This window comes from Bacillus cereus, assembly GCF_002577405.1.
GTDB classification, from domain to species: domain Bacteria; phylum Bacillota; class Bacilli; order Bacillales; family Bacillaceae_G; genus Bacillus_A; species Bacillus_A cereus_AU.
The window spans coordinates 433,710-457,666 of sequence record NZ_NULR01000003.1; the positions used below are offsets into that span (position 1 = coordinate 433,710).

Below are 23,957 nucleotides of genomic sequence, written 5' to 3' on the forward strand. Positions count from 1 at the left end.
TAACATCCCTACTTTTCAATTTTTAAATGTGTATGTTTTTTATTTGATTTAGCCAGACCAATTGTAATCGGTAATCCAAGAACTAAAAATACAATAACATCCGAAATTGTTGCCCCTAGTACTTGTATAACAATTTTGTCAAACGGTTCTCCCATCACAATAATATCGAATGCTCCAGCAAATATAATAGCAATGACAATACCAACTAACCCAGCAATTGCTAAATAAGAAATATCTCCCTTTCTATACGTCCCGTTTTTCACACTAAAACCAACTCTTTTTTGAATGAGACCCATCGCAAAACCAATAATGCCTGAACTAATAACCCAGCCCCACCAAATGCCCCAGCCAGCGATCGTATCTGTTACGGTATGACCAATTAGTCCTATTAACAGTCCGGCCACGGGACCAAATAAAGCTCCAAAAACAGTTAATATAGCTAAAGCAGGTTTAATAAATGTATTTGGAGCAATAGAAAATCCCCAAAGTCCTAAAATCCCGTATAAGGCCGCTCCAATTCCGATTGCTACTACTAACTTTGTTGATAATTTATTCATTACAATTCCCCTCTCGTATTATTCAACTTTTATTACTCTATATTTATTTTGAAAATGAATTATGCATCTACACTCCCTTTCTATACAACAAAAAATGACCTCTTACATAAGAGGTCATTTTCTTTCACGTTCAAGAATCCTCTTATCTTTCAAAAAACACATCGTGTCCTCTGTGGAATTAGCACCTTCCTATGAATTTACATAGGGGTTGCTGAGGTTTCATAGGGCCGTTCCCTCCACCTCTCTGGATAAGTATTAATTTGTAATTCGTATTATGGCACTAAGAAGAATAAATTTCAACACTTTTCTAATTATTTTTATTTTTTGTTAAATGGCACATTTATATCATTGTATTCTTATCGGAATTATGAAATAATGAATTCAAAATTGTTACGGGAGGAATGTATGATGAAAGTAATCGGTTTAATTGGTGGCCTAAGTTGGGAATCTACATCGTTATACTATAAACATATTAATACACTTACACTTTCTCAATACGATCAAAATGCGAAGCTTGTTTTATATAGTATGGACTTTGGTGAAGTAACTACTTTATTACAAAACCACCAATACGAAGAAGTGAAAAATGAATTAGTCACAGTTGCAAAAAAGGTTGAAAAATCTGGGGCTGAATGTTTATTAATGTGTTCAAATACGGTACATTTATTTGCTGAAGAAGTAGAAAATGCAATATCCATCCCGCTTCTTCATATTGGCGATGTAAGTGCTAAAAAAATGGTAGAACACAATATAAAACGTATCGGACTTTTAGGGACGAAACAAACGATGGAACAAGATTTCTATAAATCACGACTAGCAAATTATAATATTGAGACAATCATTCCAAATGACGAGGAAAGGACTTTTATCCATCATGTTATTTTAAATGAATTAAGTAAAGGGATTATTTCAGAAACATCAAAAGAAAAACTATTACTAATTACAAACTCATTAGTTCAAAATGGTGCGGAAGGTATACTACTCGGTTGTACTGAAATACCTTTGCTCATTTTCCAGAACGATCTAACAGTTCCTGTATTTGATACTGCTTTTTTACATGCAAATACTGCTGTGCAGTTTGCTGGATAATAAAAGCATAAAAATGTGCCCTCTATGTTTTTAATTGTCCAATCTATTAATTTAAAAGAGATTCAATAACTGTAATCGCTTCTTTTGATACCTATTTACAGCTTCAAGCTCTGTTAGCCTTTGTGCTAATAAGCTGTTTTTTATCATATGGTATTATCACAAATGGAACATTAGGTTGATAAATAATTGTCAGTCATCAAAAAAAGCATCTACAAAAGTAGATGCTTAACCGTGATAAGGAGTGTTCTGTGAGGTTAGGATAAGCTTTTCAGCTTGTCCTATGCTATCAATATATGATTTATTTTATAAAACGTGAATAGTTAATAGAATTATTTTATGCCTCTTTTCTAATTTATTCCTATATTAAAACGTCCCTAGTTTCTATACATACTAGAGACGATTCACATTTTTTAATTCTCTACATTTGTCGCTTCCTCAGTTAATCGCTTACTTTTCAATTCAAAATAAGCATCTAAAACTTCTTTTCCAATATCAGAGTTAATACCAGATTTATCATTTATAACCCACGGTACAACAATAGAAAATGCTACTTCTGGATCATCATATGGGGCATATCCTGCTAATGTTAAGTTATAGCATTCTCTACGATCGCCTTTCTCATTTCGCCCAATATCACTTTCTCCACCGTATACCGTTTGTGCGGTCCCTGTTTTACCAGCTGGTTTATACGGTGCTTTTTGGAACGCTCTTACTCCCGTTCCATCCCCTTCTTGGAATACCTTTCTAAATCCTTCTTTTACTTGATTTATATACTCCTCTTTCATATCTATTTTATTTAAAACGACTGGTTCTATTGAATGCACCACTTTACCAACTTCATCTTTTTGAACGGTTTGTTCTCTAATCTCTTGAACAATTTGCGGTTTCATTCGATAACCGCCATTTGCGATAGTTGATATATATTGTGCAAGCTGAAGTGGCGTATACGTATCATATTGTCCAATCGAATAATCTAATAAGAAACCAGGCTGATTATCTTTTCTTCCAATTTGTCCCGCAGTTTCATTCGGTAAATCAATACCAGTTTGTACGCCTAGTCCAAATTGCCTGAAATAATACCTCATTTTATCAAAGTATTCTTGTTTAATATCTAGTGAACTATTTTTCACATAATCCACGCCGGCAATTTTTAATGCTATATTAAACATATAAACGTTTGAAGAAACTTGTAACGCTCTTTGATCATCTATATTTCCAAACTCTTTCCAAGACTTCTTCTCCTTAGTACCTTTAAACTTCATAGGTGCATCATAAAAATGTGTTCCTGGAGTTATAGCATTTGTTTCAAACCCTGTTAACACTGTCGCACCTTTAACAGTTGATCCAAGCTCATATGAACTTGTCATCGTACCTAAAGCATAATCTTCCACTTCCGTTTTTCCATCTTTTTCTACAAGCTTTTTCCCAGCCATTGATAATACTTGGCCATTTTTCGGATTCATCATTACAACGAAAGCACGGTCTAACATCGATTCTGAACCTTTATATGCCTTTAATATTTTCTCTATGCTCTCTTCAACTTTTTTTTGTAATTCCATATCTATCGTTAAAGTTAAATTCTTTCCGCTTTTCCCTTCCGAAACCGTTTCTGTTCTTATCGTATTACCCTGTTTATCGGCAATGCTTCTTACTTCTTTTTTCGTACCGTGAAGTACATCTTCGTATTGCTGCTCGATATAACTTTTACCGACTCTATCATTTCGGCTATAATCACGCACCAAATAATAATCTAATCGTTCACTTGGTAATCCTTCATCGGCATTAGAAACATTTCCAAGAACGGATCGGAATAATCCATCATTTACATAGAATCTCTCCCAATCAACTGATGCGTCTACACCTGGGAGATTCGCTAAACTCTCACTAATTACAGTATATTCCTTTTCGCTAACATCTTTTTTAATAATTTGAGGTGCCATTTGATAACCAGAAGTCATTTTACTTTTAATAGCTAACACTTTTATATCTTTATCTGTTAATTCTTTAAGATTTTTATCTGTAACTCGTTTTCTTTTTAACTCTTCTATTTTTTTATCTAGCTTCTTTCCACTAATATCTTTCTCCCTAAATGAATCTATTTCTTTTTTTGATACTAGATTTTCAGCAAGTTTTGGATTTAATTGCATCCAAAAATCTTTCTTATCTGTCTCAGTTAACTTATTTATATCTTCTTGCGGCATTTCGATTATTTCTGCAAGTTGTCTTGCAGTTTTTAGCATTTCTTCTGATTTTACTCCTTTCATCTTTGTATATGTAATCGTGCGTAAAGATTTATTATCAACAACTGGGTTCCCTTCTCGATCAAATATTTTCCCACGCGGGACAGAAAGACTCACGGTTGCATTTTCTCTCTTCTCTACTTCATTTTTATACGTCTCTCCATCGATAATTTGCACTTTACCTAACTTTATTATCATGGCAGAAAATAATAAAAATACACAAAAGAATAAAATGTTTAACCGCACTGGCATTGCTCTACTACTTTTTTTCTTTTGCTTCTTCACTTTGTCATAATCTCCTCCTTTTAGCGATTTGAATAATAACGGTATCTCTATATTAAAAATAATGTACAACTTCTATACATTACTTCATATGAATATTACTATAATATTAAAAACTTAATTGAAATTAAAACAAAGGTAAAGAAAAGGTAAAGTTTACTAAAGTAAATATAAAAATACCCAATAACAAAAAGNNCTTTTTGTTATTGGGTATTTAATAATTTAAGAATTAATAGTAGATCGTATTGATATACAACTATCATCACAATTTGATAGAGATTGTTTACTTTGAATTTTCGGCAAGTACATCGTTACAGTTGTCCCGACACCAACCTCACTCATAATGCTTATTGTCCCTTGATGACTTTCAATAATTTTATAACTTAACATTAATCCAATACCGGTACCTTTTTCTTTCGTACTATAAAAAGGCTCACCTAATCTCTTAATTCTTTCTTCAGGTATTCCTATTCCTTCATCTATTACATGAATAATAACACCATCATTATTGATTTTTTTTATATGGATTGAAATTTCCCCACCATCTGGCATAGCTTCAATTGAATTTTGTAAAATATTAATAAATACCTGTTTCAGTTGATTTTCTGAGCATTCAATGATTACTTCTTGGGAATCTGTATATAAGTCCACTTGAATATTTGTCATAATTGCTTTTGTATTTATTAAAGATACGACATTTTTAAATATTTGATAAATATTTTTCTTTTCAGTATTTATTTCATCTGTTTTAGCAATTGATAAAAACTCTTGGAGGATTGATTCTATTCTTTCTATTTCGGAAAGCATAAGATCAAAATATTGCTCTTGATCTTCTTTATTAATTTGGAATAACTGTATAAACCCCTTAATTACAGTTAATGGATTCCTTACTTCATGAGCTACCCCAGCTGCTAATTGACCGATTGCTGCTAATGTATCTGATTTATTTAGCAACTCTTCTGTCTTTTTCCGCTCTGTAATATCGCGTACAATAATCATAATTTTATCATGTAATGATGGTAAGCATCTAGCTTCAAAGAAATCGACACTTCCATTAATTGCAAGTTGATATTCGACAATTGCATTTGTTCCTTTTTCTTTCACTTGACGAATTGCTTCTTGAAATTGCTGCGCTACTGGAGATGGTAATACTTCGTAAAACTTTTTTCCCATAAAAGCATCTGCGGGTACGTAAAATTTTGTAGGAGATCCTGCTTTATAATCTATAATTGTGCCATCATCTTCTGTTAAGAAACATAAATCTGGTAAAGCTTTAAAAATTAATTCCAATTCAGATGTTTGTTGTTTCAACTGCTTTTCTATCGCTTTTAAATGTGTAATATCTACGCCAACAGCCCAGTAGCTGAATCCTGTTACAGGAAACTGCTCTGATATATTTGACCACATGATTGTTTTAACTTCTCCGTTTTTACATGTTAAACGCATTTCCCAATCTCTAAAATTTTTTCCTCGAGTCAAAAATTTATTTTGTATTTGGTGACGATAATTATGGTCTGGGTACAATAATTGAAGTGCATTTGGATTCCCGATTATCTCTTTAGCAGTATAACCTGTTACAATTTCACATTCACGATTCCATAGAATAAAATCTCCATTATAATCAAGCGCATCAACCATGACAGGCATGTTTTGTAAAATTGTATGTAGCTCCTCCTCTTTTTGAGAGAGCAACGTTGCATTTTTACTTTGAAATACTTTTATTGCCCCATCTAAAATTAGGTTTGCTAGCATTTCAAAGTATTTTTGACAATTGAAAATTTCACTTTTTTGGGACCATACCACAAAAGATCCTAAATATTGATTGTATAAGAAAATGGGAATTTCAATTTTGGGAAGTTTACATATTTTCATTTCATTTATTCCAAATGAAAATATACATACTTTTTCAGCATCAAGAAGTTGATGTGATATGTTTGTTAATTTATAAAATTGTTCTGCCATGGTTTCTATTGTACTCACATCAATAAGTTCCATTAGCCGCGCATTCATTCCTTTTTCACCTCAATATGTAAAATTAATACAACTCCAAAATTCATACTTCTCCATTATACGAAGAATGTGCGTATAGGTATATAGCTGTAGAATAATTATTCAAACAAATTTTATTTTTCAATTAAAAATAGATAATAGTATACGCTTCAAGTGAAACTTTCATCCATCAGCTATTATCCATTCCGTACCAAGCGACTTATTATTTGTATGCTACCCTTCACCCTAACTTCCTTTATGTTCGTTAAATTTCAAAATGTTAAACGACTCTTAGCAGAATAAAAATACAAAAAATATAAAGTTCATAAAATTTTCACAATTATTATGAAAATTCAAAACATTTATTCCAATATATTCTATATAATAAAAAGTAATAAGGCTTCTGTGAATCTCATAGAATACCTTACCCCTAATAAAAAGTAAAAAAGAATCCTCATTGGATTCTTTTTTACTTTTTATGCTAACACATGCGTATACAGGGCATGTGCAACACCATGTTCTTCATTTGTCAACGTTTCGTATTGACACATCGCTTTTATTTCTTCAACCGCATTTCCCATTGCGATTGATATATTTGCTTTTTCCATCATGGAAACATCGTTTAGACCATCACCTATCGCTACAGTATTTTCAACTGGAATATTAAGATGTCCTGCTAAAGTATATAATCCATTGCCTTTTTGAGCATCTCGATGATTAATTTCTAAATTATGCCAATAGGAAGATGTAATTGCTAAATCTGTATTATGCAGAAACTGCTCTTTTAATTGTTTTAATTTCTCAATATCATAAGAAAATGGTAACAGTTTATGCACGTGGATATCTGTTTCTACAATTGGTTTACAACTTTCCGCACTATGAAAAGCTGTATGCTCAAGGTATAATGCTGCGATCGTTTCTAACTCTTCCAAGTCGAAATTTTCTTTTGTATTCTTCACATACTCGATTTCATTACGTACACTCTCTACTCCATAATCCGGTACATATACACCTTTATCTGTATAAAGCTGATAATATAAGCCATTCTCTTCAAGATATTCTACAATTTCAAGTGCCTGCATATTTTGAATGGGATATCTCTTCATCATTTTCTTGTCTTTATAAATAAGTGCACCATTTTCCGCAATAATTGGACACTCTAAATCAACTTCTAACAATAATCGTTCAATATCAACAATAGAACGTCCTGTACAAATTGCGACAACATGACCGGCTTCTTGACATTTTCGAATTGCTTCTGCATTCTCTTTACTAATCATTTTATTACCAGAAAGAAGAGTTCCATCTAAATCAATTGCGATTAATTTCATTATTTCTTCACCACTTTCTTTAAATACACGAGTTCTAATCGATTAAAAGGTATCGTTTTCATACAGAGCTCGTAAAGTACTATTTATTTATAATTTATGAAAAGCGTTTCAGGTCAAGAAATAATTTTAAAAAACATGAATGAAAATGAGATTTATTATCAATACTATAATTAATAAAAGGGCAACCACGATTTGGCTACCCTTCAAAAACTTATAGTTCTGGATCAAAAGTTTTACAATCTGTTTCTTCCGTAGTAGAAGCTTGTTTCCCTTTATTACTTACTACATAAATTGCATCTGCACTACATTTATTACCGTTAGCCCAAAATTTACAGTTGTTTACTTCACATAAAACGTCTTGTGCCATAGTATCACACCTCCTTGTTCTATTATCATTAACAAAATTCGGAGGTATGATACTCTTTGTTATGCATTTTTCATTACCTTTTTAGCTTTCTTAATGGTTCAATATCTCCTCGTACAATAGCATCTATATTTTCAGTTATTTTTTCAATGTCAAAATGCCACCATTGAATTTGCAATAATTCTTCTATTATTGCATTTGAAAATCTCTCTTTTATTTTATTGGCAGGGTTTCCACCAACAATTGTATATGGTGCGACGTCTCTGGTCACAACAGATTTAGCTGCAATTATTGCACCATCACCTATTTTTATTCCGGGCATAATAGTTGTATCCATACCAATCCAAACGTCATTTCCTATAACTGTATCCCCTTTGTATGGTAAATCAGACAAACTAGGTGTATACTTCTCCCACCCATTTCCAAATATATTAAATGGATATGCCGAAAATCCATCCATTCGATGATTTGCTCCGTTCATAATAAAGGTAACTCCAGATGCAATACAACAAAACTTTCCAATGGTAAGGCAATCTCCAAGAAATTCATAATGATGTAATACTCGATCTTCAAATGTTTCTCCATCTTTCGCATCATAATAAGAATAGTCACCAACGAGTATATTAGATTTCGTTATTGTATTTTTAATAAAATGAACGTTTTGATTTCCTTCAATTGGGTATTTAACATTTGGATTAGGATTCATTTTGCACAGCACTTCCTTTACCATTCATTTCACTTTCTACCGCTATTATTGGCTTTAAATTGTATATGGGTAAAATAAACAATAATCCAATTATAAATAGTAGAGCCGTTCCCTCATACATCGTACTTAATGAAAACATCTCCTTTAATGAACCAGCAATACTCATCGTTACTACCATTGAACCGGTAAATAGCGGACTTAAAATACCATTTACCCGTCCAATAAAATCAGTATCGCTATTTTGAATAATGAGCGTATTAATACCTATTTGGATACATGGAAGAGCTAACCCACTAAAAAGTTGTGCTGTAAGTGTCACCCATAAATTTGTAGAGTAGCCTATTATACCGATGCCAATTGCCTGACCAAGCATCCCTACAATTAACATTTTTTGCGGAGCAACATTTTTCGCAAACACCATCGCTAAAGCTCCTCCAACAATCATCCCCACACCATTTACTGTTAGTAACCATTGTAAACTCTCTTTTGATAACCCTAACTGCTCAGTCACAATAAATATACCTAGTGGCTGAATTAAACCTATACCTAGTCCTGCTGCCATAAAACATAGTCCAAGCAAAGTTAATGCTTTTTTCTTTTTTACATATTTAATACCATCCAGCATTTCCTGTAACAGCGTTATTTTTTTCTTTTCGGCTTCGTTTTCAAGATCTTTTGGAAGAACTAACAATACAACTGCTGCAAGTAAAAACGCGATACCTGTTATAATGATTGAAATATAAATTCCAAAACTATGAAAAATAAATGTGCCGAGAATTGGCCCTAACACCATAAATATTGCAAATATCGTTTGATATATAGACATTGCTAATTGAATTTGTTCTGCCGATAAATGCTGTTTAAATAACTTCATTCCCGATGGTTGAGAAAACTGAGAAAGGATTGCAGAGATAAGCGTCACAAAAAATACGATTTTCCACGTTCCAAACATAAGTGTAATTAATACTGCAAATACTGATAAAGAACTCAAAGTCTCACACCATATCATTGTCTTCTTTGGCTTCCACCTATCAGCAAAAGTTCCACCAATAAATGAGAAAATAAAAATCGGGGCAAATTCAGCAACTGAGATCATGGAAATAGCGAAAGCATCACCTTTCGTCATCTCCATAACATACAATAATACCGCAAAGTTTCGAACCCATATTCCTATTTGTAGAAATAATGCTGATGCGAGAATCCCTTGCACAAACCGATTTTTTAACACTTGTGATACCCCATGATTTTGTTTCGTTTCCACAGTCGTTGACATAAAAAAGCCTCCTATTTCATGTTCTGAACAGGAGGCAGCACAAATCATATGAAAAGACTATATTTTCGCGGCGCGAAACACATCCCTTTTCTATAAATGTACATACTAACCCTATTCAGAAGAATATTTCGTTTTTTAACGAAGATCTCTTACAAATAGAATTAGTTGATCATTGGGATGTTTTCACCCTTCCGTTTCGAATTTAAATAACACATACATACTCTATGTAAATCATTTTCGATGTATGCATGTCTAAAAATAAATATTCTAGAATGTTAATGGTAATTCCTCTAAAGAACGCATTAAATAATTACCTTGCCATTTGATTTTTTCACGATTCCCTTTTATTTGTAGTTCAGGCATACGCTTTAACAAAGTAGAAATAGCAATCTTTGCTTCTAGCCTAGCAAGTGGAGCTCCTAGACAGAAATGGCTACCATGACCAAAGGCAATATGACGATTATTTTCCCTCGTAATATCAAATACTTCCGGATTTTCAAATACTGTTTCATCACGGTTGGCAGAAGCTAATGCAATGATAACCATGTCTCCTTTTTGTATTGTTTGATCGTGGATTTGAAAAGGTTCAGCCGCCCATCTTGCAGTTGTAATCTCAACTGGAGAATAATAACGTAAACCTTCCTCAATAGCAGAATCAATTAACGTTGGATTTTCTTTTAATAATTGTAATTGATTAGGGTTTTCAAGAAGTGCTAATACCGTATTTGTAATTAAATTCACAGTCGTCTCGTGTCCTGCTACGATTAATAGCATTATCATTGAATATAGCTCTGGAGCACTAAGTTTATGCCCTTCATTTTCTGCAAGTATTAGCGCACTAACCAAATCTTCTTTTGGATCTTTTCGTTTTACATCAACTATATATTGAAGATATGTAATAAACTCAGATAGTTGTTTTTCGATTTCTTTTATTTCTTCAGGTGTTTCTGGCGATGCAATGACAGCATGCGACCAAATTCTAAATTTCGCTTGATCCTCTTTTGGAATTCCAAGCATCTCGCTTATTACAATAATCGGTAATAGGAATGAATAATCATCTACAAGATTTAATGTACCTTTTTGCTCTGCATCACTTATTAAACTATCCGCGATTTTCTGAATTCTTCCGTCTAATTGTGTAATCATCTTCGGTGTAAATGCTTTTTGGACTAAAGATCGTAAACGACTGTGGTTAGGTGGATCTGAATTTAACATGTGCGTTGTTAAATGATCACTATTGTCAATGGAAAGATACATGTTCTTTGTATCTTGAGGAAACACATTTACCAGATCTTTTTTTAAGCGATTATCTTTTAAAAGTGGCAGAGCATCTTCATATCTTGTAATAAGCCATTCGGCACCTAATTCAGTTTTATTTACGAATAAGATAGGTTGCACTTTTCTTGATTCTTTATAAATTTCATAAGCATCTTCTTTAAAATGAGCTGAAGCTAAATTAATACCATCTTCTATTCTTAGTCCAACTTTATTTTTCATTGACATTGTATTCCCTCACTCTCATTAGTTTTTGAAAACCAACCAACATTTGCATTATACTCTAATAAAAACGTGAAAATTGTAAATTTTTAATCAAAATCTCACTTCGTATGTTGAAAAATAAAAAAGTGAGAAAGTATAATCCTTCTACTCTCTCACTCTTCTTTATGCAAAGCACATAAAATTACTAATTTGTTGATATCGGTAACTTACTTTACGACGACGACCACCTTGCCAAGTGTAACCTGATACTCCATTGCTTCTAACTTCAGTCGGAAAGAACCATAGGTCTCTTCCAAAAGGTCCAGGACGATGTAAACGTAAATATCCCCATCTTCCTAGACAGTTACACATCCATGATTTCATATTTCCTGCTTGTGCTGGAGAAGCAAATGTAGATGGTAGCGATGGAGCTTGTGATGGTGGTGGTGACGTTGGAGCATCTTCCGCGTCATCTGGTCTATAATCCTCTTGTTCAATATCTCTAAGTTCATCTACAGTTTCATATGCGTATTGCTGTGGATAATAATACATCGCTTGATCATATGGATAGTTTTGTTGGTTATACATTTTAATAAATCACCTTCTTTTCATTAATTACCTTTAACATTCATATGTAATACACCATCTATAGGAAGCTTATGTATAGCCTAAATTCATAAAAAAAGTCCGCCTTCATTTTTCATCAATAGAGGCGGACCTTTTTATGTAATTAATAATTAATATCTTTCCTATTATTTTAATTTCACACTATAAAAACGCATTTCATCTAACGAACCTTCAAATTCAAATACAAATTATTTGTAAAATATTTTATTTTTATGAAGAAAACACTTTATAAATCACTTTATTTATATGTATAATTATATAAAAAGAAAACATGGGAGAAATTTCTATAATGAAAACACTAACTAATTACAAATACCTTTTAAAAAACTGGCGATATATTTTCATATGCATACTCCCTACAATTAGTTTATTTTACATTTTCGACGTTATATTTGAACTACTGTACCACCAAGATTTCTACTTATCTAACTTAATATCTGCTGTAATCTTATTCATTCTATTTATCAATATTAAAGATAAATTTAAAATTAAAGATGATAGTACTTTATGATTTAACATGATTCTTTTAGGTTCAATACTTTTTCTAATTAGATTCTTATTAGAAACTCACACTGCCCCAAAATGATTGCTCGTATCCTTTTCTTCTGTACAAATATCTTTTGTCGCTTTCAGTGTAATTGGTATATTGCTATTTATTATGTTGATGCGACATGTTTTACAAACAAAAAGAGCATCTTCAATATCGGATGCCCTCATGTGATTACAATTTTTTCTGAGTATTATATAATTATGCTCTTATTTATTTTCACTTTATTATTACTAATAAAAATGTAAGAGATAAAAATAAACAAAGTGGAATATATAAATTTGTATCCATCCTAGCAAACTTTGTATCTTTTTTTCGTTTAAAGATACCAAAATAATTAAACTCACCAATTACCCTTATGAAAAAAACAATCATACAAATCCAGGAACCGGCTTGAACAATAACATTAGGAACTGCAATGTGAACAACATTTGTTTGTTGTAATAAAATTATTGCTGCTATACTTAATAACAACGCAATGACCAGTGTAATTCCTGTATGAGGTGTAAACGCTTTTTCTCCCGTTATAGTTGGAATAACACTATTTGTTCCCCACGTACCTCCAAAAGCCCAATAAACATGCAAAAAGCTAACTAAGAATAATATACAAACAGAGATATATGTAATAATAAGCATTTTGCCCTCCATTTATTTTATTTCAGTTCCCATTTTTAACATATATTATGAGGCCTTCATTCGCAACCTATATTTAATTACGCAAAAAAACCCTTAACAATTTATCTATTTAACGATAAATCATTAAAGGGTTACTAAATTTCATTACGCATTATACCTATTCCTTCTACGTTCCATCCTTGTTTGTCCTTGAGCAGTCCCTTCTTTATATTGATCTATTTGCTCTTTCATTTCATACGTTGCAGCTGGTTCTTCGTAATTACGCTCATGGACTTTTTCTGGATTTTTACGTTTAGACGTCTTTCTCCCAAATTTAAATAATTTCATTTTTAATTTTGGTAATCTTGGAAGACGGACCTTAAATGATAGCCTTTTGCGTTTCTTTTTTTGTTGAAATAGATTTGTTTTCTCTTTATTATCTTTCTCTTTGCGGTGTATTAATATCGCAAGTAATCCCCCTAATATAAGACCTCCAACTAAAAATAGAAGATATACATACTGACTTGTCATTAAGCTTGTCATGCGTTCAAGTATGACTAACGACTGTATTTCTTTTATATCCCATAGTAAAGCAGCCCATAATGAGAATAAGCCCAAAGTAAGTCCATATGTACGAAAACGGAATAAACACGGAATTAACGCGATACAAGCGGCGATTTTTGCGTTCGAAATGATTGAACTTGTTGATATATCCTGATTCCAAATGACTAACAGTAGTGTTATAAATGGTGCATACGCTATCCAGCTACATATACGTGAATATATCTTTTTCGCAAAATAACTACCAAAACTAGTAAAAAATAATAGTCCTCCAATATATAAAGATTGTTCTAGCGGGATTTGCTTTATAATTCCTGCAATTGGAAAGAGGCCGCTCAGTAGCATTAATAGCACATCTAATTTCTTCACAATTCCCCATTCCTTTCAATTTTTTCAATTAATAAAACTCGTTTTTCCATATGATATAGTTTTTGTATTTCTAAAAAACATCTTAATCCTGTATGTTAATAAAGTAAATACTTAAAAGAAGTGATACATGACAAAGGATAGCATTATTTACATTAAAAAATGACAAATCCTGATCGATATAACGAGCAGGATTTGTTTACTATTATTTAAAGTAAAATAATTGAATCTTTCTTTTCTATTTTCATTATATCTACATCCAATTCATCATCAAACTCTTTGAACTCTCTTGCATCTATATCAGTCATGTAACTTTTTATTACTTTAGCCATATGCATGGAATACGTCATGTGTATATTTTTTTCCAAGAGCATACTTGAATTACAGCACATGTAATGAATCATTTTTACGACATAATCCCTTTCTACAGTTTTTGCACCTAACGGTAGAATTTCAAGTATATATCGCTGCAAAATTTCACTACAATGTAATGCGTATTCGCCAGTACTATAATACATACCTTTTTGATCCGCATATAAACCTGTACCATCCGTCACATCATCACATTCCATCATACCGTAGCATGGTACATCAAAATCTGTATTTATTCTTATCACGTTTAAGTTTGAAACTTTTTTCATATTCGGAACAATCTCAGGTACAATATCTATATCAATTTTTTCATTTTGTAACTCTTTTATCCAATATTTTCTCATATTCGCATCTACAATGAAATAAACTTGTTCATTCCGCTCTTTCGCATGTTGTAAAATTTCCATTAATGTTTCGGAAACATATTGTTTAAAAAGAGCACCCATATCATTTCTTTTTGATGGTTGCGGCAAAAATGCATTATGTTTATTTACATTTAATAATAACCGGTCAATCGTTTGCCACTCTGTATTCCCATATAATTTATATAAAATTTCTCTGCCTTGTATTTTTGAAAAAATAGGCAAGAAATCAAATTTCGAAATTCGTTCAATTGATAAATTGACATATGTACAAGGTAAATTTATCTTATTCCAACTCCGTTTCAAAAATCCTTTCTGTTCTAATAAACTAAGAATACAATTAACAATTGTTTGACGAGATACACTTTTACCTATAAATAAATTAATAAATGCTGAAATACGATTTGTTCGTACAAACCCTTCTCGAACGATTTGTTTTGGGTCAATTTTCTCTCGCCCATCACAATTTTCCATTGCGATTAACGCTAATGTCGCATCACTCCGCTCTCCTGCAGTTGCATAAACAGCTTTCATAACATCATCTACAAGATTTGTTTTATATTTCTGGCAATATTGCATTTTATATGGATTTTGCAACACTTTTTCAATATTAAACCTCGCTACTTTTAGCAATACTGGAGAATCTGCATTTAATACATAAGATGACTCACCGATCTTAGCTAAAACAATTTCACTATCAATTAATGCTTGTTCTACTTCCATTAATATATTGTCGGTCCAAACTTCTAACGTTAAGGTCTCTAATCCTTTTGGTGCAATTAAAGGAAATAATTCATTTTCATTATTTGTTACTACCTTTTTACATTCTGGAAGTAATGTGAAATAAGAGAATTTTTGCTGAAATTCTTTAAATAAATACTCTCTATCCGTTACTTTTATACCAGATTTTATTTTAGTACCTTGCACTTTATATATTCTCTCATTATATGGAAGTAACACCGTTATATTTGTCCCGATGATATAGTCTTTCGGATATTGGAGTATATGATCTAGTTCAACTTCTCCACCTATATGAAAATCATCTTTTAAATTTCTAAATAACTTAATCCATTTCATACCGTTTGTCGCTTGCTGTACTTTCAGTTTTACAAACCTCAACTTTTTATTATTTAATGCAGAATCTGTGGTAGAAATCAATATCATGCCCCGTTTTCGTCTCAAAAGTAAAGGAATATCTGGATGGTTATATTCTTGATAGAACCTTCGAATGCCCACTGAAACATTTAATAAAGGGATATTCTCTCCTGCACGAGTTATGCATTCAAACCGATATACATAAGCGAAATAATCTTGTGTTTTTTCATCTTTAATTGGTTCTGACATGGCCTCACAAATATTTTGTGATCGTAGTGGTGAAAAAAAGATTTCTTCTTCAATTTTATCTTCCATTTTTACAGGGCACTCACAAAAAATATGTGAAATTAAAGCGGGTACCCACTTAGCATACGTTTCATTATCATGTAAGACTGGCAAATTAGAAATTAAATCGTTATGCCATTCATATTTGGGTGGTTCTATTAATTTGTTCGGTTTCCAATCATGAATGACCTCATACCAGCTTTGTAAAATATAATCGAGTTGTTCTTGTATTATAGGTTCTTTTGATATAATCCATGGTGTATTTTCATTTAACACATACGGATTATGCTGAATAAACAATATATCAGAAAACATATCATACAATCTTTCATTCAAACCTTTCAACTTACTCGTTAATAGAAACGTCTTATAATGTATTTCTACAATGTCCAGCCATTCAATAGGAAAATATATAAATGATACACTTTCGTTTAAAAGGGGTGCTACTATATTTTCAAATGTTAATAACCGCAATTTTTCCATATAATGATTACTTCCTTTCTTCATTCGTCTTGATCATCAAAAAACTAGAAAAAACCGTTACTTAATCTAATCAATTTAAACCAAGTATTTAAAAGAAAATCGAATAACGTTTTATTTAAATTATACGTTATTAAAACAACTATTTTAAAAGTTTAAAGTAATTATCATTTACATCACCCTCTAACATCGATAAAATTATACATTCTGATTATATAATATATAAAAGTATTATATTTATTATTTACAATAATTTTACAAAAAACTAAGAAACCAACAATAAATTCTATATCTAATAGAAAGCACTCTATCATTTAATAATATAATAATAGGTTAATAAACAAGCCATTTTTTACTAAAACATAGAATAATATGAACCCTAATTGAAGGGAGGTATAAAAGAATGTCCTGGAATAATGATTGGTGGAAATCTAAAGAAAAGCACCATTTTATCATTAATTCGTTGTATACAAACGAATCTTTTACCTTCCGACTCCCCAGATACTTCATTTCAATTATCCTGCGTTCATCTTCATCAAGAGCATGCTTTAACGTCCGTTCAATTTGTTTAAAGCGTATCTCATGATTCTTATCGTCACCTTTCATTTTAGGAAAAAGAACGATGCCTCCCGCTTGAGCCTGTTCTTCTTGATTTTTCATCCGGACGCACAATGCTTTGTAGTTTTTCAACTCCTTCACCACAGTCTACGCATCTCCTTTTCATCGATGTCCTCAAAAAATGACAATTGATTCATACGATACGGTTCCCCTCCGTTCGATCTGATTACTATTTAAGACATTACTTCATTTCTTTTTGACATTCTTTTAAATAATCGATAGCCTCTTGAACTTGTCCTTTTGTTGAAAGTAATTCCATCACATTTCCTTCTGTGTTAAATACACGAATTTGCCTTTCCTTGTACTCCATCCCTAACATCCCATCATCACCTAAAAGCTTTACGTTAGCTTTCATTCTCTCCACCTCACTTTAAAAGGATTATTTTGCTGAATCTCCATTTCATATCCATCTCCTCAATTCAAAATCATTTCATATTACACCCATACTATGCATCTATTAAATAAGAATGGAATTTTTTGGAGGTGAACACATGTCTAAAGAAGAAGAATTGAATTCACCCGAAATTTTATACGGTGCTGCATTAGATCCAGAGGCGATTGGTCCTACATTTTCGCCATTCCAATCACCATCAGGGCCTACCGGCATCACTGGTAGTACTGGGCCTACTGGGAACACCGGAAATACCGGCGATACTGGACCTACCGGGAACACTGGGAATACTGGGCCTATTGGACCCACCGGGCCACCTGCCCCAGGAACTACCTGTTTCCAAGATATCAGAACCGCACTTCAACATTGTACAGGACGTTTCGTTTCTCTTCACCTTACGGGATGTTGTGATTCGATTCAAGGTCAAATCTCTAGTGTAGATGAAGGAAGCATTGTTTTTATTTCTGATGAAGGAACAAGTGTCATTTCTATCTGTGATATTATTTTATTTACTTCTGTTCTTCTTGCCTATGTCACAAATAGGGATGCTGACTCTGTATCAATTATTAACACTTCAACTAATACAACCATCGCACCACCTATACTTGTTGGCCGTAATCCCCAAGGTATAGCTATAACTCCAGATGGCACTCGTGCCTATGTCACTAATTTTTCTAACGGTAATGTATCTGTTATCAATACTATTACTAATACAGTTGTTGGAGTACCTATACCTGTTGGTTCTAATCCCAGCAGTATCGCTATAACTCCAGATGGTACTCGCGCCTATGTCACTAATGGCGGACCTGATAATAATGTATCTGTCATTAATACACTCACTAATACAGTTATTGGAGCACCTATACCTGTTGGTTCTAATCCTCGAAATATAGCCATAACACCAGATGGTACTCACGCCTTTGTTGTTAATCAACTTACCAATGATATATCTGTTATCAATACACTCACTAATACAGTTATTGGAGCACCTATACCTGTTGGTTCTAACCCCGATGGTATAGCTATAACTCCAGATGGTACTCGTGCCTATGTCACTAATGTTTCTGACGGTAATGTATCTGTTATCAATACTCTCACTTTCACAGTCATTGGAATACCTATATTCGTGGGTGCTTCCCCTCGAAGAATAGCTATTCCGCCAGATGGCTCTCGCGCCTATGTTACTAATCAGGGTAACAATAATATATCTGTCATCAATACTCTCACTAACACAGTCATTGGAGCACCTATACCTGCTGGTCTTTCTCCTCATGGTATAGCTATAACACCCAATGGCTCTCGCGCCTATGTTACTAATTCTAATCAAGTGGTGTCTGTCATTAATACTATCTCCAATACAGTAATCGGAGCACCCATACCTGTTGGACTTGACCCTTTCGATATAGCTATAACACCAAGTTGTATTTAAATTTTTATATTTGCATACAAAATCTAGTAATATCTCTTCTTCCACACTATGATTCAGCTAGTAAACAGCTATAGTTAACATACACTCATTTACCCTTAAAGAGCACTGTTCGAAGGTGCTCTTTTTATTTATCCGAATAATCCTCACAATTCTGCACATACTACCTGTAAACTGCTTTCTTAACAGTGATAGCAGCTCGGAACCTTTTTAAAAATGGAGCAGTTAGCTTTTTCTAGCTGCTCTTTGTTTAGAAAAGTGCACGCAATCAACTGGACATACATATAATATTTTGAGTTCCTCTCTTTATAAAATGAAGTAGTCTTTACAAAACGAATCTCGTCACGGGAGCACTTTATTAAGTGCTCTTTTTTGCTTTTAAACTAATACAAAATGAAATTTTTATTATATCCCCTCAAAAAAAACCACAATATGTTAATATATACATAGATTAACATTTTTTTTAGACATTTAAGAAAGGATGATAAAATGGTTATTTTCCAATGGATAGAATCATGGTTATCTAGTGATATTCTTCATTTTAATTTATTTGTAGGTATGACAACCCTTCTCTCTCTTGCGTCTGTTGTCTTATTCTCTATAACGTTTAAGAAAATAGGTACCAACGATACAGAAAGACTTAGAATCAAGCTCCAAATATCTTATACAATGTGCACTTCACTAATTGTCTTATTAGCCATATTGATTCTATGGATGCCTACAAATACTATCTATTTAAGACAGTATCTCATCATGATAATTTCCATTTCACTTCTTTTCGGATCAATATCAGGCCTGTACCATTATAGAAAAAAACAGGTTTCTCCGGACCAGTTTCCTTGTATCCCTTGAACTCCTTGTACACAGAACCTGTTATAACTAACAGGTTCTTTAATTTTTATCATCATACAATAACTATTTTGTTAAATTTCTCAATTCACAAAGTACTAACTTTATAAAATGAGTTCATACATATTTATTGAATACATTTTAAGTTCTTATAAAATCAAATAATTTAGGAGTTGATTAGTATGACAAATAAACCACTAGTAATAACGCTTCCTCCTATATCAAAAACCAAAATTACATTTTATTCTTCTTCTGGTGAAGTAATTAACCACACTTTTTTAACAAACAAAACTTCAGAGCCTATAGCAACATTTGCATATTGTCCTATAGAATTCGAAAGATTTGAAACTAAAAGAATGCCAGTACTTATAAAATAATTTTCCATAGATATTTCCCTAAATCCCCAAGATTTCAGGGGATTATTTTATATCAAATAACGCTTTTGTTCAATTTATACCTTTTAATCCTCACGCTTTGTCAAAATATAATCTTATATATCTTTCAACTTATTATGATGCAAGTGCCACACTAAATTGCTGGACAAGCATAAAATAAATTGAGTCTAATAATAAAGGAGGAATAAATATAAAAAAAGGTCACATGCTTACAGTCAAACTCACTTCATTTAATGGGACTTCGCTGACTGGCATCACTACAGAAGGCTTCACACTGACAGCGAACGTCACGATGAAAACAATTTATCATCAAGTAATTCTCAATCAACACCCCGTTTATCCCCTAATCATGAACTATAGCACAGCCTTCATATCTGGTAGCAGAACTGCTATCTTGAATGCCGTGACTGCACTCGCAAATGCTGGGGCAAGCACGCAGGTCCGTCTGGAACCCTACAACAATACCGTAGCATCCTTCCGGCCTGTTCCCTCAATAATATAAGTCAGATACCCGTCACAGTTGGATCTTAATTTCCGACCGTGACGGGTATGGAGCTGTTCAGACGAATAGTCCTCGAAATTACGATTGGTACATATCCTTATATTTATCGATCCGCCCAGCTCTGCAGAAGTTACGTACACATATCAAGATACAATTAATATTTCACTTGTCGGTTTCAGTTCTTATTCGTTGCGATAGGTAAGACTTTGAAGTTATCTCCATCTTTTCCCCCGCTTAACACTGTACGTGCGACTTTCATCGCATACAGCGTCCCATCTTATTCTTCTATACTAAAGTAACTAGATTACAAGCTTTACGGAGTTTGTTTATTTTCTTCAATTGTTTATCATTCAATTGAAGTATTCTCATATATGTTCTAATCGTCTCTTCATTTGTAGCGTGAATCAGTCTGTGGACAAATTCGTGTACAATAATTAGGTTATTAAACTCGTCAGTTCCTCCCATACCTTTCGGTATTTTATGATGACAGTGTGCTTCATCAGCTAATAGAAAGATTCCTGTAACAGCACATTTTCCATTTTGCATAGAATATCTCGACATTCTGTTATCTGTATACTCCACGCTCTGCCCTTTATTGGACGATAGCAACATCTTCTGCATTTCATTGGCAATGTTACCTTTTAGGCTTTTGATGAGTTTTTGTCTCCCTTTTATAGTGTAGTTACACATGTCTTGACTGAAACTTTGAGGGAATCTTGTTTGTATGTCCGCTAGTGGATATACATGATTACCTGCTATTTCAAAGGTTCTATAATTATTCCTGTGAATTCTTTTGTATAATGCGTTTGCATTGGTAGGAATCTTATATTTCCCTATTGATTTCAGACGATTAAACAAGGTTTTCGAGAGACGAAAGGCTATTTCAGTGAAGTCTACGGTTACATGTGTTGCGATTTTGTAATAATTTTTTATGCCAAGCACATAGGAATTATAGTCCTGTACTGTCTTTCCTGACGGACTCTTCTGAATTGCTTTAATCAGTATCCTTGCTTTTTCAAGAATATCCTTTATCTTTTTCTTGCTTACGTGTGTGTTGGCTACGTACCTTTTACTCTTTTTAACAGATTTGATGGAGAACCCTAGAAAATCTGAAGATTTTCTTTTTAGGTTAGTTATAGTTGATTTTTCGTTAGATATATCAAGGTTTAACATCTTTTTAAGATAACCCTCTACTGCATAGAATATTTTAGTTGCAGATTGATGGTTGTTTGTAAATATTTTAAAGTCATCTGCATACCTAACTATATACATTCTCTTCAATTTGGATTTTGCTAACCGATAGTTTTTAGTTTGGACTGTATGTGGTTTTCTTGTTTTGATAGTATCCCACTGACTAGATATCCACCAATCCAAATCATTTAATACAACATTGCTAAGTAATGGACTTAGGATTCCTCCTTGCGGAGTCCCTTTTGTAGGGATGCCTACTCCTTTAATTAGTGCTTTTAGCATTTTCGAGATGATTGTTAGTACTCGTCTATCAGTTATACCTATGTTATATAGTTGTTTCAGCAATTTAGAATGGTTTACATTATCAAAGAAACCTTGTATATCAATATCTACTACGTGACTATATCCTCCTCGATTCATCAAGAATTGGCATCTAGCCATTGCATGATGTGTTGACCTGTTAGGTCTGAATCCGTATGAGTGTTTGTAGAACTTTGCTTCACATATTGGCTCTAGAACCTGTTTGAACATTTGTTGTATCAATCTATCTCTCATAGTAGGTATTCCTAATGGACGTTTCTTTCCATTTGGTTTAGGGATTTCTACCCTACGTACCGTATTAGGTTTGTAGTCTACAAGAGTTTTTCTTATATTATTAACAAAAGAATCTACATCTTTCATTTTATAATGGTCGATTGTAATACCATCTGTTCCTTCGGTTTTAGAACCAGTGTTAGCCTTTATGTTTCTATATGCCAATAGAATATTTTCTTTTGATATGATGTGTTTATATAGATTTACACCTTTAGTAGCATTGTTTTCACTACGTTCATATAAATCATCAAACACTTTTTGCATATCATAATATTCTGCATGTCGTAATGTTGTACTCACCGATGTATTATTTCCCCTTTCTTACGAAAAGTCCCATCATCCTACTCGATCCTGTGAGTTGCATCTAGTTAATTTAGTTTTCAAAGAACAAGACTAGGGACTATCCCTCCACATTCATTACATGCTTCATCGGTACTGTATCCCCACCTTCACAAGAATGAAGCAATTTCGGTTCGTTAGAACCTTATATGCATCTGTCCGCTAGTAGGCGTTGATGACAGCTTCTTGCTTACCACGTTCCGATTAACCTAGCTATACATATGTCCTTAGGTGCTTGCTGTAAGCCTGTTATCTTTACATCCTCATCGTTGGATGTTCCGAATTTCATATTATCTACTCTTACTTTTCGGTAAATAACGTCGTCATTAACGACATACATATTTCTAATGTATTAATAGTTTAGACCCGTATATTCGCAAGTTCGTCAGTCCGTTTGGACATTCTCACCATAGATAGTTTGTAGCATCCCGGCCTATCCATTACCATATGATTTCTCACTTAGGTTTTGTTCAGCCGACTTCACCTAGCTTCATACAATTTGTGACTACTATTACGCCTTGCATGTAGGAGTATCAGATAAGTAGTTTCAGCTCAACCTGACGGCTTTCATTCCTACTTTCAGTCAATCAGTTGTTGTTATCAAATTGATAACCCTCCTATTTCGTGTTTACACACTTATAAGGAAACGTGTCGCGCAAATAACTATTTTGTTTAACTTATAAAATATAATCGCTTGTCCATTTCCTTTGGCTCTACTCCAGCATTTACTATTAGTAATACGAATTTATAGAGGTGAATTATATTGGACGAATTTTTATCTTCTGCTGCACTAAATCCGGGCTCAATCGGACCTACACTCCCGCCTATGCAACCTTTTCAATTTCCTACGGGGCCCACTGGAGCAACGGGTGCTACTGGAGCTACCGGCAATACTGGACCAACTGGAGACACTGGGCCGACTGGCAATACTGGACCAACCGGCAATACTGGACCAACTGGAGACACTGGACCAACCGGCAATACTGGACCAACTGGAGACACTGGGCCGACTGGCAATACTGGACCAACCGG

At 33.2% G+C, this 23,957-nt stretch carries 20 protein-coding genes and 1 riboswitch; of the genes, 5 read left to right on the top strand and 15 right to left on the bottom strand.

Annotated elements, in window-relative coordinates; translation table 11 throughout:
- Window positions 1-8: 8 nt before the first annotated feature.
- On the bottom strand, window positions 9-557 hold the full coding sequence (locus COC96_RS07245) for an ECF-type riboflavin transporter substrate-binding protein (RefSeq protein ID WP_098266915.1): 549 nt from the start codon (window positions 555-557) through the stop codon (window positions 9-11).
- Window positions 558-696: 139 nt separating this feature from the next.
- A riboswitch (SAM riboswitch) is annotated at window positions 697-812 on the bottom strand.
- Between the two features lie 150 nt (window positions 813-962).
- On the opposite strand from COC96_RS07245, the gene COC96_RS07250 reads away from it, so the two are divergent.
- Entirely contained in the window at window positions 963-1,646 is a 684-nt protein-coding gene (locus tag COC96_RS07250) for an aspartate/glutamate racemase family protein (protein WP_142339967.1), read from the top strand.
- Between the two features lie 410 nt (window positions 1,647-2,056).
- Here COC96_RS07250 and COC96_RS07255 read toward each other — a convergent pair whose 3' ends face one another.
- The 8 genes from COC96_RS07255 to COC96_RS07295 all read right to left on the bottom strand — a co-directional run bounded on the left by COC96_RS07255 (window position 2,057) and on the right by COC96_RS07295 (window position 11,898).
- Window positions 2,057-4,171: a peptidoglycan D,D-transpeptidase FtsI family protein gene (locus tag COC96_RS07255; RefSeq protein ID WP_098266913.1), complete on the bottom strand. Its 2,115-nt coding sequence runs from the start codon at window positions 4,169-4,171 to the stop codon at window positions 2,057-2,059.
- A gap of 219 nt (window positions 4,172-4,390) precedes the next feature.
- Window positions 4,391-6,178 carry a PAS domain-containing sensor histidine kinase gene (locus COC96_RS07260; protein ID WP_098266912.1) on the bottom strand — a complete coding sequence of 596 codons (1,788 nt, stop codon included), beginning with the start codon at window positions 6,176-6,178 and terminating at the stop codon, window positions 4,391-4,393.
- Between the two features lie 455 nt (window positions 6,179-6,633).
- Window positions 6,634-7,488, bottom strand: a complete 855-nt coding sequence (locus tag COC96_RS07265; RefSeq protein WP_098266911.1) for a Cof-type HAD-IIB family hydrolase — start codon at window positions 7,486-7,488, stop codon at window positions 6,634-6,636.
- 211 nt (window positions 7,489-7,699) lie between these two features.
- Window positions 7,700-7,855, bottom strand: coding sequence for a DUF1540 domain-containing protein (locus COC96_RS07270; RefSeq protein WP_000046094.1), 156 nt, complete (start codon window positions 7,853-7,855; stop codon window positions 7,700-7,702).
- Between the two features lie 73 nt (window positions 7,856-7,928).
- On the bottom strand, window positions 7,929-8,558 hold the full coding sequence (locus COC96_RS07275; RefSeq protein WP_098266910.1) for a Vat family streptogramin A O-acetyltransferase: 630 nt from the start codon (window positions 8,556-8,558) through the stop codon (window positions 7,929-7,931).
- Window positions 8,548-9,831: an MFS transporter gene (locus tag COC96_RS07280; RefSeq protein ID WP_098266909.1), complete on the bottom strand. Its 1,284-nt coding sequence runs from the start codon at window positions 9,829-9,831 to the stop codon at window positions 8,548-8,550. Before COC96_RS07280 ends, COC96_RS07275 begins: the two co-directional genes overlap by 11 nt.
- 267 nt (window positions 9,832-10,098) lie before the next feature.
- Window positions 10,099-11,334 carry a cytochrome P450 family protein gene (locus COC96_RS07290; protein WP_098266908.1) on the bottom strand — a complete coding sequence of 412 codons (1,236 nt, stop codon included), beginning with the start codon at window positions 11,332-11,334 and terminating at the stop codon, window positions 10,099-10,101.
- Between the two features lie 159 nt (window positions 11,335-11,493).
- Window positions 11,494-11,898, bottom strand: a complete 405-nt coding sequence (locus COC96_RS07295; protein WP_098266907.1) for a hypothetical protein — start codon at window positions 11,896-11,898, stop codon at window positions 11,494-11,496.
- Between the two features lie 325 nt (window positions 11,899-12,223).
- Here COC96_RS07295 and COC96_RS07300 point away from each other — a divergent pair, with 325 nt between their 5' ends.
- Window positions 12,224-12,448, top strand: a complete 225-nt coding sequence (locus COC96_RS07300; RefSeq protein WP_098266955.1) for a hypothetical protein — start codon at window positions 12,224-12,226, stop codon at window positions 12,446-12,448.
- A gap of 255 nt (window positions 12,449-12,703) precedes the next feature.
- On the opposite strand, the gene COC96_RS07305 is transcribed toward COC96_RS07300, so the two are convergent.
- The 5 genes from COC96_RS07305 to COC96_RS27485 form a co-directional block, all read right to left on the bottom strand.
- Window positions 12,704-13,120 carry a DUF3995 domain-containing protein gene (locus COC96_RS07305; RefSeq protein ID WP_098266906.1) on the bottom strand — a complete coding sequence of 139 codons (417 nt, stop codon included), beginning with the start codon at window positions 13,118-13,120 and terminating at the stop codon, window positions 12,704-12,706.
- A 144-nt stretch (window positions 13,121-13,264) separates the two neighbouring features.
- Entirely contained in the window at window positions 13,265-14,029 is a 765-nt protein-coding gene (locus tag COC96_RS07310) for a DUF3959 family protein (RefSeq protein WP_098768585.1), read from the bottom strand.
- A gap of 206 nt (window positions 14,030-14,235) precedes the next feature.
- Window positions 14,236-16,623 (bottom strand): RNaseH domain-containing protein, encoded by a 2,388-nt coding sequence (locus COC96_RS07315; RefSeq protein WP_142339968.1) that lies wholly within the window; start codon window positions 16,621-16,623, stop codon window positions 14,236-14,238.
- 330 nt (window positions 16,624-16,953) lie between these two features.
- Entirely contained in the window at window positions 16,954-17,322 is a 369-nt protein-coding gene (locus COC96_RS07320) for a hypothetical protein (protein ID WP_225316027.1), read from the bottom strand.
- Window positions 17,323-17,419: 97 nt separating this feature from the next.
- Complete coding sequence (locus COC96_RS27485; RefSeq protein ID WP_176538763.1) at window positions 17,420-17,593, bottom strand: hypothetical protein; 174 nt, start codon at window positions 17,591-17,593, stop codon at window positions 17,420-17,422.
- Between the two features lie 136 nt (window positions 17,594-17,729).
- On the opposite strand from COC96_RS27485, the gene COC96_RS07330 reads away from it, so the two are divergent.
- Both COC96_RS07330 and COC96_RS07340 read left to right on the top strand, forming a co-directional pair.
- Window positions 17,730-19,058 carry a beta-propeller fold lactonase family protein gene (locus tag COC96_RS07330; protein WP_255287913.1) on the top strand — a complete coding sequence of 443 codons (1,329 nt, stop codon included), beginning with the start codon at window positions 17,730-17,732 and terminating at the stop codon, window positions 19,056-19,058.
- 1,028 nt (window positions 19,059-20,086) lie between these two features.
- Window positions 20,087-20,281, top strand: a complete 195-nt coding sequence (locus COC96_RS07340; RefSeq protein ID WP_098266902.1) for a hypothetical protein — start codon at window positions 20,087-20,089, stop codon at window positions 20,279-20,281.
- 805 nt (window positions 20,282-21,086) lie between these two features.
- On the opposite strand, the gene ltrA is transcribed toward COC96_RS07340, so the two are convergent.
- A complete protein-coding gene (ltrA, locus tag COC96_RS07350; protein ID WP_098768588.1) occupies window positions 21,087-22,886 on the bottom strand; it encodes a group II intron reverse transcriptase/maturase in 1,800 nt (599 codons plus the stop codon).
- An 802-nt stretch (window positions 22,887-23,688) separates the two neighbouring features.
- On the opposite strand from ltrA, the gene COC96_RS07355 reads away from it, so the two are divergent.
- The coding region (locus COC96_RS07355; RefSeq protein WP_142339969.1) for an exosporium leader peptide-containing protein at window positions 23,689-23,957 on the top strand (269 nt) is incomplete at its 3' end.

Coding starts and splice junctions, on each gene's coding strand:
- COC96_RS07280 (WP_098266909.1), bottom strand. CDS start 9,831: ATGTCAACGACTGTGGAAACGAAACAAAATCATGGGGTATCACAAGTG.
- COC96_RS07260 (WP_098266912.1), bottom strand. CDS start 6,178: ATGAATGCGCGGCTAATGGAACTTATTGATGTGAGTACAATAGAAACC.
- COC96_RS27485 (WP_176538763.1), bottom strand. CDS start 17,593: ATGAAAGCTAACGTAAAGCTTTTAGGTGATGATGGGATGTTAGGGATG.
- COC96_RS07265 (WP_098266911.1), bottom strand. CDS start 7,488: ATGAAATTAATCGCAATTGATTTAGATGGAACTCTTCTTTCTGGTAAT.
- COC96_RS07340 (WP_098266902.1), top strand. CDS start 20,087: ATGACAAATAAACCACTAGTAATAACGCTTCCTCCTATATCAAAAACC.
- COC96_RS07315 (WP_142339968.1), bottom strand. CDS start 16,623: ATGGAAAAATTGCGGTTATTAACATTTGAAAATATAGTAGCACCCCTT.
- COC96_RS07250 (WP_142339967.1), top strand. CDS start 963: ATGATGAAAGTAATCGGTTTAATTGGTGGCCTAAGTTGGGAATCTACA.
- COC96_RS07275 (WP_098266910.1), bottom strand. CDS start 8,558: ATGAATCCTAATCCAAATGTTAAATACCCAATTGAAGGAAATCAAAAC.
- COC96_RS07270 (WP_000046094.1), bottom strand. CDS start 7,855: ATGGCACAAGACGTTTTATGTGAAGTAAACAACTGTAAATTTTGGGCT.
- COC96_RS07290 (WP_098266908.1), bottom strand. CDS start 11,334: ATGTCAATGAAAAATAAAGTTGGACTAAGAATAGAAGATGGTATTAAT.
- COC96_RS07295 (WP_098266907.1), bottom strand. CDS start 11,898: ATGTATAACCAACAAAACTATCCATATGATCAAGCGATGTATTATTAT.
- COC96_RS07330 (WP_255287913.1), top strand. CDS start 17,730: ATGTCTAAAGAAGAAGAATTGAATTCACCCGAAATTTTATACGGTGCT.
- COC96_RS07245 (WP_098266915.1), bottom strand. CDS start 557: ATGAATAAATTATCAACAAAGTTAGTAGTAGCAATCGGAATTGGAGCG.
- COC96_RS07305 (WP_098266906.1), bottom strand. CDS start 13,120: ATGCTTATTATTACATATATCTCTGTTTGTATATTATTCTTAGTTAGC.